Origin of the sequence: Schlesneria paludicola DSM 18645 (genome assembly GCF_000255655.1) — a bacterium.
GTDB classification, from domain to species: Bacteria; Planctomycetota; Planctomycetia; order Planctomycetales; family Planctomycetaceae; genus Schlesneria; species Schlesneria paludicola.
In genome coordinates this window covers 48,802-66,235 of the sequence record NZ_JH636437.1, presented here as the reverse complement: position 1 = coordinate 66,235, position 17,434 = coordinate 48,802, and the positions used below count along the sequence as shown (strand labels likewise).

The window sequence follows — 17,434 nt, the reverse complement described above, 5'->3', positions numbered from 1 at the left end:
TTTCCTCGTTCCCAAGCTCCAAAATTGGGAATGCTTCGTCTGCTTCAACATCTGCAAAACGGAATCAGGCCGACTTCCTGCATGGCGGCACCTCAAGAGCTGCCACCAGTCTTCCAATCGTTTGGAACGATTGGGCCGAATTGGTCCTGACGGGATCGATCTAGGTCGTACGATCAGAGAATGGTCTCATTAGGCAAACTCTGACAAGCGGCCGCCAGTCCTCAACACTGACAAATCGATCTGACAACGTCTCGGCTGCGTCTTGCGGAGGTTCGCCCGTCCGTGAAATCGCCGCGATTCAAGCGAAACAGGTTGTTCAAAGTGCAATGTCAAGTGACGACACTTACGTTGTCACTTGAGGAATGTGTTGTGTGGAAATGTGCTCGACTCTTGTGAGAGATTCCATGCGATCGAGATCAACGCCTGGGTGATCTCGATCGAAATCAGGCGATCTGAATGGGTTCGTGGATGACAAATGGTTCGCGTTGAATCACGACGGCTTCGCGTTCGTCGATCATTGGAACCGGCAGCAGATCGGGGTATTCAAGCGGTGCGAAGTCTGTTGCCGCGGTCGTACGGTGCCGTGACATCAGCGTTAAGACGGCTGGAAGCATGACGAGCGACACGCACATGCAAGCACCAACGCCGATCGTTAGCACCAATCCTAGGCTATACAGCCCGCGATGGGCCGAGACCATCATGCTGCCGAAGCCCACCATCGTGGTGGTTGAGGTGAGTATGATGGCGTTGATCGTGCTGGGCGAAGTGGAATAAACTTCGTTTGGCTTCGCATGGAAGTCATGCAGGATATGCACTCCATTGTCGACGCCGATCCCCAGAATCAGGGGCAGGATGATCAGATTGGCCGGATTCAGCGGGATCTCGAACATCACCAGCAGTCCATACGTCAGTCCCATCCCGATCATGGGGGGGAAGAGTGCCAGGATGCTGTCGCCGACGGCGCGCCGATCCAGGATCAGTGCGGCCAGCATTGCTAAACCCGTCAACGTGAGGAGCAGCATTCCCAGGCTCAGCTCCATCTGCTTGGTCTGCATCATAAAACCCACGAACAGGGTCACGGCCACTGCGGGGACAAAGATTCCCAGCAGTTTTGTCTTCCTGGCAAAATCGACCAGCAATGTCAGCAGGATCACTCCCAACGCATACAGGGCGCAGATCTCGTAACTCTGCTTGATTTGGCGTGCGGCCTCATAGTTCTGAAGCGGCGTTCCGGTTGCTTCTGGATCGATCGTTCGCACGTCATTGACGAACCGTTCAAGCGGCTCCATGTCCCAGATCTGATCTTTGGGGAAGATCTGCAGCAGCCATTTCCCTTCGGCGCTGACGAAGCGAGTACGAAGTTCGGACGGCAAGTCATCGGCGGTGACGGGTTCAGGATTCGCAGCGGCGGCGATCGCCTGAAACTGTGCGAGCAGTGCGTAGGACATGCGGTACTGGAACTCGGTCAGGAACGTTACCTGATCCTTCGCTGATTTCTGTTCAAGTTCGTCCAGAAACTGATCAATCGTTTTCGAGATCTCTTGCGAGACGGGATCTTTCTGCTGCTTCACCACGTCGTAAAGTCGTTCCATCAGTTGTCCGATTCCGGCGGGACTGACAGGACGTGGTTCGGGTGGTTCGGCAGGCAGTGTCGATAACTGCGAATGATATCCCTGCACCAGCAGACTCGTCTGGCTCGATGGCGTTTTTGGCAAACGCGTGGCAAGTTCTTGAACTTGATGCACCGAATCGAGTTGCTCGAACTTCTGCTTGAGGGTACGCGCCTCTTCCGCCGAGTCGGCGATCGAGAGGGCGTACAGTAGCGAGTGTTGTGATGAGTCAAAGATCTGCTTCTGAGCTTTGACCGATTCCAGGCCTTCCGCCTGGAGATTCAGCAGGTTGTGATCATAGACAACCTTCAGTTGCGGAACAGGCCCCGACCAGTCAATGGCCTGGCTCCCAATCGCACCGATGCAAAGCAACGATGCGGTCAACACAAAACCGGGATGATTGCGTGTCAGGCGACGAAGAGGTCGTGCTTGGATCGGTCTTGGAAGTTCGCTGAGTTCGATACGACGGTCGGCAACAGCGAGCAGCGCGGGCAGGATGGTGAAGGCCGACAGGGAACAGAGCATGATGCCCCCGCCAGCAATGATCCCCAATTCCGCCACGCCCAGAAAATCGGTCAGTGTCGCGCAAAAGAACGCAAGCGATGTGGTGACCGCGCCTGTGATGATGCCAACGCCGACGCTATCAGAGGTTGCGACCAAGGCTTCGATCAGGTCGTGCCCCTCGTGTCGCAGTTCGAGATAGCGTGAGATAATGTGAACGGCAAAATCGATTCCCAGCCCCATCAGCATCGCGGCGAACGATACTGAAAGGATATTGAGATGCCCAATCACCAGTGTGGTGTATCCAAACGACCAGGACATCGCGACGGCCAGCATGATCAAGCCGAGCATCGGGTGACGGAATCCACGGAAGCCCAGAAATAAAAGGACCGCGACTCCGATAAAAGAAATAATCGATGCCGTGGTTGAGTCGGCCATCGATCGACGCATCTCGTCATTCTCCAGCACCGAGATGCCGGTCAACAAGAAATTGGCCTTGGGAAAGTTCTGTCGGGTTTCGTCCAGTTGCTGACGGACCATGTCGATGGCAGCCGTTGGACCTTCGAATGAGCCCTTGTCCTGAACGGCCGATGCCATGACGAACCCCATGGTTCCCGCGTCGTTCAGCAGATAACTCGTCTGTTTTTCCTGGTCCTCCATCTCGTCGGGGACCTGGAGAATCTCGGGCCAGGGGTTGGTGAATTCATCGCTGTTGCGAAGCGTGGCCAACAGGCTGCTCGTGAGGGCTTGTGCATGTTGCAGCAGTTCCGTTTGCGCCTCGGGTTGACGGCGTAGGCGTGCAATCTGACTTTGAAGGCGTGTGACAACGCCATTCAGTGTTACCAGATCCCAGTTGCCACTCAGGATTGGTCGAAACTCGTCAAGGCGCTCCAACCCGTGCGTAAGTAGTTCGGGGGGCAAATACTGCAGGCCCTTTTCACGCAATGCGCCCGCCTCGACTTTGTACAGCACGCTCTTAAAAAGCGTGGGGTACGCATTCAACCGCGAACCGATTTCGTCAAGCGCTTGTTTGATGATTTCAGGGTGCTTGGACTCGACGACGATCACAATGTCATCGGATTCGCCGAACGTCTTGGTGTAGCGCAGCCAGCGCTGATAGAACTTCGACTTCGGATCGATCAAATCCGAACGGTCGGTCTTAAATCTCAGATTTTGTGCCGTGTAGAAGACGCATCCGGCGGCAGAGAGCACCACCAGGAAAATCGTCGCCCAAGCGTTTCGCGCGCAGAGCTCTGTCAATTTACTGAGTAATTGAGTGAGCACGGATCTTTGAGGAGAATCGACGGATGTCGCCTGCATGCAAATCTCTCGGCACTTTTTATTTGCAAACAATTGCCGGGGCGGATCGACTTCCTTGCAGCCGACCGTGGCAACTATCGACTCAAACTGTGTGTTTGACAATCGATTGCTTGATTCGTGTTTTTAAGGATGTCCATCGCGCAAGTCACGTTCGTCGTCGATTGCGACGCTGGGCTTCCTTATTCACACTGTCCCCTCACCCGTGAATCAATCCTTGATCCCCGTCTGAACAAGACGCAAGCCAATCTTCGATGGGGCGGATCATAGCGGCAGTTTTCCAATCGTCGCAAGAAGATTAATGATTGACTGGGTGGAGTGGGTCGTTTGGGTTGTTATTCGCGGAAGTTGTCGTATCCGCAATCGGCAAGGATTGCTTGTCCGATCGACGATACGAGTTCTTGATGATGAAGAAAGCGATAAAGTCATACAGCGAATGGCAGATGATTGGGACCATCAGGTTGGGCTCGTCGGTGACCCATCGTGTCAGGCTCAGGTAAGCACCCAAGAGTGCGGCGTAGATCGCGTAGGCAGGGGTTACTGCATGGCAGGTCCCGAAGATCAAGTTAGACAGGATGATGGCGAGCACGGTGCCCCAGGGTTGAAATGCGGGTTCCAATACACCACGAAAAAGAAATTCTTCAGAGACGCCCGCCAGCAGGGCCAGTCCGGCAAGGTCATACCAGTGGCAGGCGGATAATGGCTCTCCCAGCGTGTCACTCAAGATGGTTCGGATCTGCGCGAACTGGTTGGACTGGCTTTTGTACGTCAAGCCCAGGAACAGCAGCATGGGTAGCGTGGCGATGATTCCCACTCCCAGTTGTACGAACGAGAACGTGATTTGTGACCAGACAGGGCGACCGACCAGCCACGCGATGAGGACCGCCAACAAGAGTAGGCCCCCTTGAAAGAGGATGGCCAGCTTGAGGAATTCATCGCGATCTGCGGGAATCGACTCGTCGTCCAAAATGAGTTTCTCGTCAGAGGCTGTGCAATGGGTGGAGACTTCTGATTATGATCGCCCGGCGATGACACGGGAATCCGCTGGCGTACGAGTTCAGGGTGTGTATGGATAATTCACGAGATCGTCGGCGAACGCTTCGCTTGATTCTGTACGTCTTTTTGTTGACGTTTGTCACGTCGCGGATGGTCGTTTTTCTGATTATGGATCGGTTGATGCCCGATCTTTATCTGCATGTGAAAGGAACCCACGTTCATCATCTGAACTATGGGATCTTTCTGCTGTCTGGGGTGGGTGCGTACATCCTGGTCATGAAGCCCGTGGGGTTGATCCACGATCTCTGCACGATCGGATACGCCATCGGACTGGGTTTGACGTTTGACGAATTCGGGATGTGGCTTCATCTGGGCGGACCATACTGGCAGCGAGCCAGTTTTGACGCGGTGGTCACAATTTCTGCCCTGTTGGCGTTCCTCGCATTCTCGCCGCCCTTGCGCGAATGGACGACACGACGTTGGATTCGTCTGGCGATCCTGGGGGCGGTCTTGGGGTTGTTCAGCGTTCTATTTGCGAATTCGCTGAAGCACGCCAAGGAAATCTTGACCGAAAAGCTGCAAACGATCGAAGCGCAATCGCCACAATAGGTCGTTCCGGCAAACGGCCTGTCGACGGCGCGGAGATGTGGAATTCATACCTTGGTTGGCAAGGGGCAGCGTCGATCGCAACCAGGCCATTTGCCGCTTTTACGTCATGGGAATCAGACGTGAGAGCAGCATCGCGGGAATCACGAGAATGGCGGTCGCCACTGCATGTGCCGCGCCATACCCAGCTCCTTCCGGGGTATTCAAGAACCAGAAAACCAGCGTCGAGTCGATGATAACCAGCGATAGCAGCATGACCTTGATGCTTCCCTGTACTCGCGCTGGCGAAGGATCTCGAACGGCTGCCGTGGCGCGGCGATTAATCGTGAAGGCCACGACGAACAGCATCGCCAGGGGAACTTCGATCGGCACCTGATGTGCGCTCGTCAGAATCAACGCGACATGAACAGCGAAGCCCGAGTTGATGATCAGTTGAGCCAGCGCCAGTTGCCAGCGATTGCTGGTTCGGGCTTCCGTCTTGGCAAACAAGGTGACGCCTGCAATATAGAGTCCCAACCCGGCGGCGGCTGCGAGCTGCGGTTGCGACAACAGTGAGGGAATCCAGTCCGGCTGAACGCTGGCTCCCAGAAGCACATTCAGGAAGCGGCAACTTCCCATGGCGATCGGTCCGAGCGGTGTTCGCTTCAGGTATGCGTCATAGCTCAGAATCGCGACGATCAGCAGCAGTCCGACCTGCAGGCTGACCGGCCCCACGAGCGCCGCACAGGCCAATCCACCCAGCATCAGAATCAGTGCAAAGATCGTCGCATTCTGTCGCGAAATCCGACCGGACGGGATGGGGCGGTCGGGGCGTTCGATGGTGTCCTGTTGTACGTCAAAGACATCGTTAAAGACCATTCCCGACAGGTACAGGCCGCTGGATGCGGCCAGCAATCCCAGTAGCTTCTCAGGTTCGTGCCATCCGACATTCAGATGCACCGGCCCGCCTTCTGGCGCGAGGAAAGGACCGTAGATGAAGCGATGAGTCAGGACAAACCCCAGCAGAATGTCGGCCATCGCGGTGAACACAGTCGGCAAACGAAGCAATTGCAAATAGGCCAGCATTTCAAACCTTTGTACATCAAGCTCGACATCGCGTCGGCATGACGAACCCTCTCGACACGATCGCGAGCGCAGCAAGTTGATTGTCATGACGAAAGTCTTCGGCTTAGTGCCGTCACGACGCCACTAAGCCGAAGACTTTCGCGGATCGAAAGGTCTGCTGCCAGTCTGCGTGGCCAAATCTTTATCGAAGGACGACGGTGTTCCCCGACGAATCAATTGTCGAGCGATCACTCAACCGATCAGTTCGGCGATTGGTTGGCCTTCGGGCAGAACCTGCATTGGACGCTGCTGGTTCTGCTCGCGAAACTCGTGATGCGAATCCACCTGTAGGAATTGATAAACCGTCGAGAGAACGTCCCCTGGTGAATAGCCGCGCGTGATCGGGAATGCGGCATGAGCATCCGTCTGTCCGATGATCTGCCCGACTTTCAGGCCGCCCCCTGCGAACAAGGCACAACTGGCGCCCGGCCAATGATCGCGGCCACCATCCTTGTTGATATGCGGCGTCCGTCCAAACTCACCGTAAGCGACGACCATCACCCGGCGATTCAGGCCTCGTGCGTGCAAGTCGGAAACAAGAGCGGCAATGGCTCGATCGACGCGCGGCAGGCAATCGTCCTTCATCTTCGGGAAATTGCCGACATGCGTGTCCCAGTCGCCACCACTGAGTACCGTGACGAATGTGACTCCCGCTTCGACCAACCGGCGTGCCAGCAGACATCCCTGTCCCACGCTGTGTGGACCATAACTTTCCCGAACTCGAGGATCTTCCTGCTTCAGGTCGAACGCTTTGAGCGCTCGTCCGCTGGTGACCAGATCCGCCGCTTGTTGCGAGAACTTGTCGATTCCATCGAACTCGTTGCGAATATCCATATTCGATCGCAGGCGATCAAGCGACTGCAACAGCCCCCGACGATCTTCAAGCCGCGGCACGCTCAACTCTGACGGCATCTTCAAATTGAAGACGGCAAAGTCATTCTTGCTGGGATCGCTTTCCGGTGTGAACGGGTTGTGCGCGGGGCCAAGAAACGCCGATGCCCCCAGCAGTTGCCGACGGGGAATACTGACATAGGCGGGAACGCCCGAATGGTTCGAACCCCGCAGTCGCGATACGACCGCGCCAACCGCAGGATTCGCGTTCCCCGTGCTGCCTGATGCCGGTTGATGGCCTGTCATCATCCAGTGTGAGGCAGGAAGATGCCCCGCGTTCTGGTGGTGCACTGTCCGCACGACCGCGACTTTGTCCATGACCCCAGCCAAGTAGGGCAGGTGCTCGCAAATTTGGACGCCGGGCAGGCTCGTCGAAATCGGCTGGAACTCGCCGCGGATTTCTCGCGGGGCAAGCGGTTTCAAGTCATACATATCGAGATGGCTAGGGCCGCCGCCCATGTAGATTTGAATTACGGCGGTCGATTCGCCAGCTTGAGCTCCCGCAAGAGCCCGGCGCTGCAGTGCTCCCGCAAGTGTCATCTTTCCCAGGGCAAGTGCCCCGACCTGTAAGAATGCACGGCGGCCGAGTGCTATCGTGGGAATCGGCATTGCGTGAAACAAACCACTCATCCAATCACCTCGCCATGGACCGAAAAGGGATTGCCACCTCGAACGGGTGATGCCTCGCGAACAACGAACGCTGCAGACTTTATGTGAAATGTCCAGAATACCGTCTCAATCGACAAAGCAACAGATTGAAATCGACCGATGTGTTGAGGAAATTGAGAGAAACTTCCGTTCGGCGGGGAATCCTCGCGCTTCTCCAAATCGGGCATGAGGGCGATGGACACCGTGACGAGGCGACGTCAGGCATGGGAGGCATTCAAAACCGCAACGTCCGTGAATGATTTTTCATCGCGACAAATCCTCGCACTTGTCCGTCGAATTTCATACCTTGCACCATCACGAAGAAGGGGCACAACGAGTTTTGATTTGAGGATGACGATGACACGATCGATCATGAACGGCTCTCAATCCTCGCATGGTGGCATCCAAGATTCCATTGGGCGATGGCGTATGGCGTTGCTGATCGTGGCGACGATTTCGTTCGTCACGCTGACTGTCGACGCGGCCGACGATTCGAAGCCGCTCGAACGATTCTCGATTTCGGTGATGGGAGATGTGCCCTATGCTCCGGCAGAAGTCGTCTCGTTGCCTCAACAACTGATTGACGTTCCGAAGCAATCGGTCTTTGTCGTCCATTTAGGAGACATCAAGACCGGACGTTCAGAGTGCGTCGAGCCCGTCTACGAGTTGGTGTCCGGCATCCTGTCTAAATCGGCGCAACAGTTATTCATCATCCCCGGTGACAACGAATGGAATGATTGTGCCAATCCCAACGAGGCCTGGACGCTGTGGCAGAAATACTTCCGGCGGTTCGATCAGAAGTGGAAATCGAACCTGAAGGTAGAGCGGCAAGCCGAGCGGGACGAGAACTTTGCTTTCGTCCATTCGAACGTTCTGTTTGTCGGTATTAACCTCGTCGGTGGACGAGTGCACGATCCGAACGAATGGAAGCGGCGCCATGCTGAAAATCTTGATTGGATACGCCGCTACCTCGAACGCGAACGCAACAGCGTGACCTCGGCCGTGATTTTTGCCCACGCTCATCCGACCGCACATCACCAGGATTTCATGGATCCCTTTTTCGATGTGGCCACGGCATTCGAAAAACCAATCCTGTTCATTCATGGCGATGGCCACAAATGGATTCACGACAATCCGTATCAAGCCAAAAACATCGTAAGAGTTCAGGTTGATCAAGGTGGAATTGCGCCGCCGCTGACGGTGTCGTTCACGGAAGATCCTCGCAATCCATTCGTCTTGGATCGACGAAAGCCGTCCGTTTCTCAGGAACCCTGATTTCCAGACTCAGGCTTCGTCAATCTCAGAATCGGCTTGATCGAGTTGCTGACTTCGTTTCCACTGCATAGAGGTCTGTATTCGGAACGATGGGACGATGACATTGGATTCCTTATCATCGCTGATACCACGACGCGAGTTCCTTTCCTGGTCGTCACACGGACTAACGGCCACCGCTGTGATGCACCTGTTGTCAGGCACGCGATCCGTTCGAGCGGACGCCGTGCCCTCAGAAGCGGCTGATCCGCCTCCGCATCTTCGCCCGAAATGCCGGCGCGTGATTCACCTTTATATGTGTGGTGGCCTCAGTCATCTCGATTCATTCGACTACAAGCCTGTCTTGGAAAAATATCACGGGCAATCACTGCCGGGGTCAGAAAAGCCCGAGACCTTTTTTGGCAAGGTCGGCCTGCTCCGTAAGAACGACTGGAATTTTCAGCGGCGCGGCCAAAGCGGTTTGTGGGTCTCCGACTTGTTTCCGCAATTGGCGACGGTGGCCGACGAGCTCACAGTGATTCGGTCGATGGTTGCCGATTCCGCCAATCACACGCCCGCGACATTTCAGGCTAACACCGGTTTTCGTTTGAATGGCTTTCCTGTTCTGGGGTCATGGGCGTCCTATGGGTTGGGCTGCGAAACGGACGAACTGCCCGCGTACGTCGTCCTGCCTGATCCCCGCGGGATGCCTGCCGGGGGAACGATCAACTGGTCCAATGGTTTCTTGCCAGCCCGCTATCAAGGTGTCGCCTTTCGGACGAAAGGCTCGGCGATCGATGACCTGTTTCCCGCCGGATTGAGCGTGCCAAACGAGTCTTCGATTTCCTTTGATGCGGATTCAGAACGAGAAACTCGCGAATTCATTGCCGCGATGAATCGCCGGCATCAGGCGTCGCGTCCGGAAAGCGATCTGGCAGCGCGGATGAAGAGCTACGAACTGGCTGCAAAAATGCAGATGTCGGTTCCACGCGTCACCGATCTCGCCATTGAAACCGCCGAAACACAATCTCAGTATGGGCTCGATCAGCCCGAAACCGCCGACTTCGGACGCAGTTGTCTGCTGGCCCGTCGCTTGCTGGAACAAGGAGTGCGATTCGTCCAGTTGTTCTCGGGTGGTTCATTCGGTTCTCCCCGAATCAATTGGGACGGTCATGAAAATATGAAGGAAAATCACTCGCAAGAAGCCCTGCGTGTCGATCAACCGATCGCGGCTTTATTGCGAGACCTACGGCAGCGCGGGATGCTCGACGACACCCTGGTACTCTTTACCACCGAGTTCGGACGCACTCCATTTACGCAGTCGGAAGCCAACGTACTGGGGGGCGGTCGTGATCACAATATGTACGGATTCAGTGTCTGGATGGCGGGTGGCGGTTTGAAAAAAGGCCTGGAATATGGGGCCACAGACGACATCGGTTGGAAGTCGATCGAGAATCCGGTCAGTTGGCCCGATTTTCATGCCACAATTCTGCATCTGCTGGGGATCGATCACGAACGCCTGACGTACTACCATAATGGGATCGAACGTCGACTGACGAACGTTCATGGGCATCTCATTGAAGATGTGCTTTCCTAGCAGTCGGTGGAAACAACGGGACTGGCTCCCCGCCGATGCAAAAACGTCATGACATCGTGAAGACCAAGGTGCCTGTCCCCGTGGTTTCCACCGACTGCTACCTTAATTTCAGCAGGCGGCAAACCGCCATTCCAGAAAGTCGTGCGGATTCTTATGGCCAAATGTGAACTCGGCTACCTCTGTGAAGTCTGTGGCTCCGAGGTCGAGGATATTACCAATAGCGATCTCTACCTTCGTTTTATCCTGGGCGAAGTCGAAGCCCGATATCTGATGACCGCGCCCGAGCGTCATCTTCGCTGTAACCCAGTTGCCGCTCAGTTCATCGTTGATCCTGGTTTCGACCCCGTCGTCGTTGAAGGTCCTTTTGATAAGCGAAATCTCGACCCGGGCGAAGTGGCGCAGCGAGACGCGCGCACGACACGAGCCTGGCAGCGTTTGCAGGAAGTCCGTGGGTTAGGGCTAGCCATCAGTGACTATCCCTTGGATCGAATGGATAAGAGCGATACGGTCACTGAATGATCGTGATCATCTTGGAAGGTGTCTCGAGGTTCCCGTCGTCCTTTGCGATGCACTTATGCCGCTCTGGCCCGAACATAGCGTCACGCAAAATCTGCTAGCGCAGGCGAGAGTCGGAGACCGCGCGGCCGTCAATCGCCTGCTCGAGCGGCATCGTGCGTCACTTCGCAAACTGATTCAGTTGCGGCTCGATCGGCAGATTGCCCGTCGTGTTGATGCCAGTGATATCGTTCAGGATGTCCTGCTCGAAGCGAACACGCGCCTGGAAGATTACTTGAATGATTCGCGCATGCCATTCCATTTGTGGCTCAGGCAACTCGCCCAAGACCGCATGATTGATATGCATCGTCGGCACCGGGGTGCGCAGCGGCGCAGTCTCGATCGCGAGCGTTCGCTCGCTGCACCACAATTCGCCGATCAATCCGGATTCGATCTGATGGGGCAGCTTGCTGATCACGAGCTCACTCCGGCCGCGGCCAGCATTCGCAAAGAGTTGGAGACTCGATTTCTGCTCGCCATGGAACAGCTTGAAGAAGAAGATCGAGACATCCTGCTGATGCGGCACTTCGAACAGCTAGGCAACAACGAAGTTGCCACCGCGCTGGGACTTTCCGCTGCGGCTGCGGGAATGCGCCACCTGCGTGCACTCCGTCGGCTGAGAGCGGTACTCGGTGATCGGCCCTCAAGCACTGGTGTTCCTCATCCGAGTCCGTTCAAGCCAAGCAGAAATGAGTGAGTCGATGACACTGAACCACGATGAACTGCTGGTCTCATTGCTCGATCGGTTGCTGCAATCGTCGCGTGATGGATCGACGGATGGCATCGAAACGCTGGTTCGTGAATATCCGGAACTCGCTAACGAACTGCGTGAACTGTGGGCAACGATGCAGATCACCGAGGACTTCGCCAGCGCATCCGAACTGTTCGACAACGAAGAACCAATCACCGTGACTTCGGGTCGGCGACCGCAGATGTTTCCGAGTGAAGACTTTGGTGGCTATGAACTGCTTGAAGAAATCGGTCGCGGCGGCATGGGAGTTGTCTACCGCGCACGCCAGAAAAGTTTGGATCGAATCGTCGCGTTGAAGATGATTCTGCGCGGCACTGATGCGTCACCCGAAGATCTCGCGAGATTTCGAGCCGAGGCGGAATCGGCGGCTCAATTGCATCATCCGAATCTCGTCAATGTCTACGAAGTCGGTGAGTTCGACGGTCGGCCGTTTTTCAGTATGAAGTTTGTCGAAGGCACAACCCTGGCGAAGCGGCTGGCGGTGGGCCCTTTGGCGTCGCGTAACGCTGCCGAGATGCTGGCACCCATCTGTCGCGCGATTGCCGATGCCCATCGCCATGGTGTGCTCCATCGCGATCTGAAACCGTCGAACATTCTGATTGATAACGATGGCCGTACGTATGTGACGGATTTTGGTCTGGCGAAGCGAGTCGGTAGCGATTTGACCTCCAGTGATCGTGATGCCGCCGTCCGTGCCAGCTTAACATTGACCGGCGCGATCTTGGGCACACCCGGATATATGGCGCCAGAGCAAGCCGCCGGAGATCGCGGCCAAGTCAGTGCCGCCACGGATATCTACGCTTTGGGGGCGATTCTCTATGCCATGCTGACCGGGCGGCCCCCCTTTCAAGCGGCATCCGTTGTCGACACGGTGTTGATGGTGCGCGAGCAAGATCCCTTGCCCCCGCGGATGCTCAACCCGAAAGCCGATGCCGACCTGGAAATGATCTGCCTGAAGTGTCTCCAGAAACCGGCCGATCTGAGATATGTTTCGGCCGATGCTCTTGCGGATGATCTTGAAGCGTACCTGAAGAGCGAACCGATCTCGGCACGCTCGACACAGCTTTCACAGATTATTTCGCTCGCTTTTCGCGAGACGCACCACGCAGCCATCCTTGAGAACTGGGGGTTGCTGTGGATGTGGCACAGCCTGGTCGTCATGGCCCTCTGTTTTATCACGAACTGGATGTACTTGAACGGCGTTCAGTCGCGGTGGCCTTACGCGACGATGTGGACCGCCGGGTCACTTGGTTGGGCGGCGATTTTCTGGGAGCTGCGCCGCCGTTCGGGCCCCATCACCTTTGTCGAACGGCAAATTGCCCATATCTGGGCCGGCAGCGTGGGGTCCAGCATTTTTCTGTATGGACTGGAATGGATCATGGATCTGCCCGTACTGAAGCTTTCTTCCGTGTTGGCGCTCATAGCAGGGAATGTCTTCTTCGCGAAGGCGGGGCTGCTTTCCGGAAAGTTCTACGTGCAGGGAGTGATCCTCTATCTGACTTCGGTCCTCATGGCGGTCATGCAGATCCATCGCGCGACCGACTATGGTCTGTCGCTTCTCGGAGTGGTTCTCGGAGGCTGCTTCTTTTTCCCCGGGTTGAAATATCACCGACAGAGAATTCAGGCCATCGATCGACACTGAGCTGTTCACTATCGCTGTCGGCCGGTCTGGTATTTGGTCACTCCACCGGGTTGTCGTGCGTCGTAGAATGGATCAGCGACCCTGTTCATTCACCCGTCGAATTCGTGTGAACCGCGTCTGCCATCAGGATTCGACTCGGCAGAATTGAATAGGGCTGCTAAAGTTCCCCTGCCGCCGCGATCGCACGGGTTTTGTCCACGACTATCATCGTTGGGATACTCATGACTATTTCCACGGCTCGCACACTGCCGCCACAGCTCCGCGACATCCAACTTCAGATGGAGGCGCTCGCAAAGAGTTATGGTCTTGATTTTTTTGAGACCATTTTCGAAGTGCTTGATCTTGAAGAGCTCTGCATGTTCGCGGCGTACGGGGGATTTCCCGTCCGATATCCGCATTGGAGATTTGGAGCTGAGTACGATCAGTTGCTAAAGACCCACATGTACGGTCTGCAGCGAATCTACGAAATGGTTATCAACAATGATCCGTGCTACGCCTATCTGCTGAACACAAATGAGATGGTCGACCAGAAGCTGGTGATCGCACACGTCTACGGGCACTGCGACTTCTTCAAAAACAATGCCTGGTTCGGACAAACGAATCGCAAGATGCTTGATCAAATGGCGAACCACGCGACCCGTGTCAGCCAGTATGTCGATCGCTATGGCTACGAAAAAGTCGAAGAGTTCATTGATGCCTGCCTGTCGCTTGAAGACTTGATCGACATGCATTCGATGCACATCAAGCGTGCGCCCGACGTCAATCCGCTGCCACATGCCGCACTCTTGCGTGAAGATGATTTTGAATACATGCAGACCGGTCGATTGCCCTCCAAAGGGTATATGGACTCGTTCATCAATCCGCCCGAAGTCCTGGAAAAAGCTGCGCGAGAAAAGCATCAACAGGAAGAAGACCGCGAAAAGAAGCGGTCGTTTCCTGATGAGCCACAACGTGATGTCCTGCTGTTTCTGCTCGAACATGCTCCTCTGCGAGATTGGCAGCATGACATCCTGGCGATTGTCCGGGACGAGGCGTACTACTTTGCGCCTCAAGGCCAGACGAAAATCATGAACGAAGGCTGGGCTAGCTACTGGCACACAACCCTAATGACCAAGCACGGTCTCACCGATGCCGAAGTCATCGACTATGCCGATCATCACAGCGGAACGGTCGCGATGAGTCCCCAGCGGATCAATCCTTACAAGATTGGAATCGAACTCTACCGTGATATCGAAGAACGCTGGAATCGGGGGCAGTTCGGTGCCGAGTACGACGAATGCGACAACTGGCAGGTCAAACAGGCCTGGGACAAGCAGCTTGGGCTCGGCCGTAAGAAGATCTTCGAAGTGCGGCGGATCCATAATGACATTACGTTCATCGACACCTTCTTGACGCCCGAGTTTTGCAAGAAACACAAGATGTTTTCGTTCGCCTTCAATGACAGCAGCGAAAACTATGAAATCGCCTCACGCCAGTTCCAGGAAGTGAAACAGCAGCTTCTCAATAGCCTGACAAACCATAGTCGTCCGTTTATCTATGTTGTGGACGCAAACCATCGCAACCGCGGCGAGCTGTACCTGCAGCACAGTTTCCAAGGGATCGAACTCAAGCAGGATTACGCGCAAGATACGCTCCGGAATCTCCACAAATTGTGGGCGCGACCTGTCCATTTGGAAACCGTGATCGACGACAAGCCTGCCATCATTTCTTTTGATGGCACAAATCACCTCGTGAAGAACAAATAGTCGAGGTCGAGTCGCGAATCTTCCGACAACTGTGGTGGCAGGGCTTCGCTTTTTGAAGCCCATTGTTTCACGCAAAGTCTAAAGGCTCGCGAACTTGCAGAGAATGATTGTTGACGAAGCGCGGGTGGCTCGGTAAGAATGACGGGTCATCGTCTCATCGCCGGACATGCCAACGGTCTGTTGGGCGCAGATCTTCGGAATCAAGTGGGGCTTCAAACCTGAGTTGACGCGTTCATGAACTCGCGGTGAGCGGGCTCGCAAGCCTGCGGGCGAAGCTCATGAGCCTGTCGGGGCAGATAGACGGTCTCACTGGGCATGGGGGCTGCAGCATGTTGAAATCGGGGGCAGACCCGAAATCTCAATGGCCACACGCCGGCGAGCTTTTACGTCGCTGCCCGCAGATTCCAGTTGGTTGCGAGATGGGCCGTTCGCTGTGCGATTCCGCAGATTCGAATTCACCGATGAAATGACCGACCGCTTGCAACACACCAATGGCTCGCCTGACAGGAGAGTGTTTCTGTGTCTGAAGATTACTTGAGAAGACTGGTCGACAACGGAACGATCAGCCAGGATCAGCTCAGCGAAGCTGAAAGTATGGCGTCCAGCCTTGGTATCTCTGCTTCCGACGCTTTGGTCCGACTCGGATACATCAGCAGCGGCGAGATGGGCCAGCTTCAGGCCGAGGAATACGGTCACGAATTCGTTAATCTCGACACAACCGATATTCCCGCGAGTGTTATCGCTCTGATTCCAGAATCGGTGGCGCGAGAAAATATCGTCATCCCGCTTGGGCTGAGCGATGATCGGCTCCGAGTCGCTTTGACTAACGTCAATGACTTGGATGTCATCGATAAGCTGCGCTTCATGGTCAATCGCGATATTGAGCCTGTCGGCGCTCCGAGAGAATCGATTCAGAACGCGATCAACCGCTACTATGGAGGTTCAGAAACCGAATCAGTCGATTCGATGTTGATGGAGTTTACCGAAACTGCGATTGACTTTACGGAAACCGAAACGAGTCAGTCCAAAGCTGAGAAAGACGAAGAGGCCTCGCCTGTCGTTCGGCTGTGTAACCTGATCATCTCAGAAGCGGTCAACATGCGAGCGAGCGATATTCATATCGAGCCGTTCGAAGACCGAATCCGCGTCCGCTATCGAATCGACGGTGTGCTGGTTGAGCGAGATAATCCTCCTCGGCGACTGCTGGCTGCGTTGACGTCGCGTTTTAAGATCATGGCACGCATGGACATCGCTGAAAAGCGACGTCCTCAGGACGGCCGTATTAAGACGCGTGCAAATGGAAAAGATTTCGACCTGCGCGTCAGCATTCTGCCTACGAATCATGGTCAGGCAATCGTCATGCGAATTCTCGATCGCGAAAACATCAAGGTCGGGATTCGGAACCTGGGATTCGGTGAAGACAACTACCGCCGGTTTCAGAACATCATTCGCCGGCCGAACGGAATCTTTCTGGTCACCGGCCCCACGGGAAGCGGCAAGACGACCACCCTCTATAGTGCCCTCGGTGAGCTCAATCGGCCGGACCGAAAAATCATTACGGCCGAAGATCCGGTCGAATACTACCTGCCCGGAATCAATCAGGTGGAGGTGAAGCACGATATCGGATTAGATTTCTCGCGAATTATTCGTGCCATGTTGCGACAAGCCCCGAATGTGATCCTGGTCGGTGAAATCCGAGATACGGAAACTGCCGAGATGGCAATCCAGGCTTCACTGACTGGACACTTGGTTTTCAGTACGCTACACACGAACGATGCGCCCAGTTCTATTACACGTCTGATCGACATGGGCGTTGAGCCATTTCTGGTCGCATCCAGCGTGATGGCGATTATGGCACAGCGTTTGATCCGCGTCGTTTGCCCGAAATGTAAGGAGCCTTACATGCCGGATGCTGGCGAAATTCAGCACTTTGAAATCACTCCGGAACAGGTTGCGGAAGCGACGTTCATGCGAGGAAAAGGCTGTAATCACTGCCAGCATACGGGTTATCGTGGCCGCAATGCGGTTTTCGAATTGATGAGCATGAATACAACGCTGCGCGAAATGACCTTCCGCAGTGAGCCCGCCCAGAATATTCGCCGACAGGCCCGGCTATTCGGAATGAAGACCCTCGTCGAGGATGCACTCGCACGATGTCTGATTGGCAAAACGACTTTGGTTGAGGTCTACAAATTGGACAAGGGAGGCCACTGAACCGTC

The 17,434-nt window shown here is 55.2% G+C and carries 12 protein-coding genes; 8 read left to right on the top strand and 4 right to left on the bottom strand.

Annotated features, from left to right (window positions below; all coding sequences use genetic code 11):
- Nucleotides 1-443: 443 nt before the first annotated feature.
- On the bottom strand, nt 444-3,431 hold the full coding sequence (locus OSO_RS0138475; protein ID WP_010588048.1) for an MMPL family transporter: 2,988 nt from the start codon (nt 3,429-3,431) through the stop codon (nt 444-446).
- Nucleotides 3,432-3,726: 295 nt separating this feature from the next.
- Nucleotides 3,727-4,395, bottom strand: coding sequence for a CPBP family intramembrane glutamic endopeptidase (locus tag OSO_RS46780; protein ID WP_010588047.1), 669 nt, complete (start codon nt 4,393-4,395; stop codon nt 3,727-3,729).
- 101 nt (nt 4,396-4,496) lie between these two features.
- Here OSO_RS46780 and OSO_RS0138460 point away from each other — a divergent pair, with 101 nt between their 5' ends.
- The gene (locus tag OSO_RS0138460; RefSeq protein WP_010588046.1) at nt 4,497-5,033 is read left to right on the top strand and encodes a hypothetical protein; all 537 of its coding nucleotides are present in this window, start codon (nt 4,497-4,499) and stop codon (nt 5,031-5,033) included.
- A 99-nt stretch (nt 5,034-5,132) separates the two neighbouring features.
- Here the strand turns inward: OSO_RS0138460 and OSO_RS0138455 are convergent, their stop codons facing one another.
- Complete coding sequence (locus OSO_RS0138455) at nt 5,133-6,095, bottom strand: UbiA family prenyltransferase (RefSeq protein WP_029247912.1); 963 nt, start codon at nt 6,093-6,095, stop codon at nt 5,133-5,135.
- Between the two features lie 231 nt (nt 6,096-6,326).
- Nucleotides 6,327-7,655: a DUF1501 domain-containing protein gene (locus tag OSO_RS0138450; RefSeq protein ID WP_010588044.1), complete on the bottom strand. Its 1,329-nt coding sequence runs from the start codon at nt 7,653-7,655 to the stop codon at nt 6,327-6,329.
- A 375-nt stretch (nt 7,656-8,030) separates the two neighbouring features.
- Here OSO_RS0138450 and OSO_RS0138435 point away from each other — a divergent pair, with 375 nt between their 5' ends.
- The 7 genes from OSO_RS0138435 to OSO_RS0138400 all read left to right on the top strand — a co-directional run bounded on the left by OSO_RS0138435 (nt 8,031) and on the right by OSO_RS0138400 (nt 17,428).
- Nucleotides 8,031-8,948, top strand: coding sequence for a heme oxygenase-like domain-containing protein (locus OSO_RS0138435; protein ID WP_157606152.1), 918 nt, complete (start codon nt 8,031-8,033; stop codon nt 8,946-8,948).
- Between the two features lie 97 nt (nt 8,949-9,045).
- Nucleotides 9,046-10,521 (top strand): DUF1501 domain-containing protein, encoded by a 1,476-nt coding sequence (locus OSO_RS0138430; RefSeq protein ID WP_010588042.1) that lies wholly within the window; start codon nt 9,046-9,048, stop codon nt 10,519-10,521.
- A 153-nt stretch (nt 10,522-10,674) separates the two neighbouring features.
- On the top strand, nt 10,675-11,040 hold the full coding sequence (locus OSO_RS0138425; RefSeq protein WP_010588041.1) for a hypothetical protein: 366 nt from the start codon (nt 10,675-10,677) through the stop codon (nt 11,038-11,040).
- A gap of 55 nt (nt 11,041-11,095) precedes the next feature.
- On the top strand, nt 11,096-11,773 hold the full coding sequence (locus tag OSO_RS0138420) for a sigma-70 family RNA polymerase sigma factor (protein ID WP_010588040.1): 678 nt from the start codon (nt 11,096-11,098) through the stop codon (nt 11,771-11,773).
- Between the two features lie 4 nt (nt 11,774-11,777).
- Nucleotides 11,778-13,469 carry a serine/threonine-protein kinase gene (locus OSO_RS0138415; RefSeq protein WP_010588039.1) on the top strand — a complete coding sequence of 564 codons (1,692 nt, stop codon included), beginning with the start codon at nt 11,778-11,780 and terminating at the stop codon, nt 13,467-13,469.
- A 221-nt stretch (nt 13,470-13,690) separates the two neighbouring features.
- Nucleotides 13,691-15,214, top strand: a complete 1,524-nt coding sequence (locus tag OSO_RS0138410; protein ID WP_010588038.1) for a SpoVR family protein — start codon at nt 13,691-13,693, stop codon at nt 15,212-15,214.
- A 519-nt stretch (nt 15,215-15,733) separates the two neighbouring features.
- A complete protein-coding gene (locus OSO_RS0138400) occupies nt 15,734-17,428 on the top strand; it encodes a GspE/PulE family protein (RefSeq protein WP_010588037.1) in 1,695 nt (564 codons plus the stop codon).
- The last annotated feature ends 6 nt before the right edge of the window (nt 17,429-17,434 follow it).

Bases quoted from the DNA above. Each gene is read 5' to 3' on its own strand.
- OSO_RS0138435 (WP_157606152.1), top strand. From the start codon at position 8,031: ATGACACGATCGATCATGAACGGCTCTCAATCCTCGCATGGTGGCATC.
- OSO_RS0138425 (WP_010588041.1), top strand. From the start codon at position 10,675: ATGGCCAAATGTGAACTCGGCTACCTCTGTGAAGTCTGTGGCTCCGAG.
- OSO_RS0138415 (WP_010588039.1), top strand. From the start codon at position 11,778: ATGACACTGAACCACGATGAACTGCTGGTCTCATTGCTCGATCGGTTG.
- OSO_RS0138430 (WP_010588042.1), top strand. From the start codon at position 9,046: ATGACATTGGATTCCTTATCATCGCTGATACCACGACGCGAGTTCCTT.
- OSO_RS0138460 (WP_010588046.1), top strand. From the start codon at position 4,497: ATGGATAATTCACGAGATCGTCGGCGAACGCTTCGCTTGATTCTGTAC.
- OSO_RS0138420 (WP_010588040.1), top strand. From the start codon at position 11,096: ATGCCGCTCTGGCCCGAACATAGCGTCACGCAAAATCTGCTAGCGCAG.
- OSO_RS0138410 (WP_010588038.1), top strand. From the start codon at position 13,691: ATGACTATTTCCACGGCTCGCACACTGCCGCCACAGCTCCGCGACATC.
- OSO_RS0138455 (WP_029247912.1), bottom strand. From the start codon at position 6,095: ATGCTGGCCTATTTGCAATTGCTTCGTTTGCCGACTGTGTTCACCGCG.
- OSO_RS0138450 (WP_010588044.1), bottom strand. From the start codon at position 7,655: ATGAGTGGTTTGTTTCACGCAATGCCGATTCCCACGATAGCACTCGGC.
- OSO_RS0138475 (WP_010588048.1), bottom strand. From the start codon at position 3,431: ATGCAGGCGACATCCGTCGATTCTCCTCAAAGATCCGTGCTCACTCAA.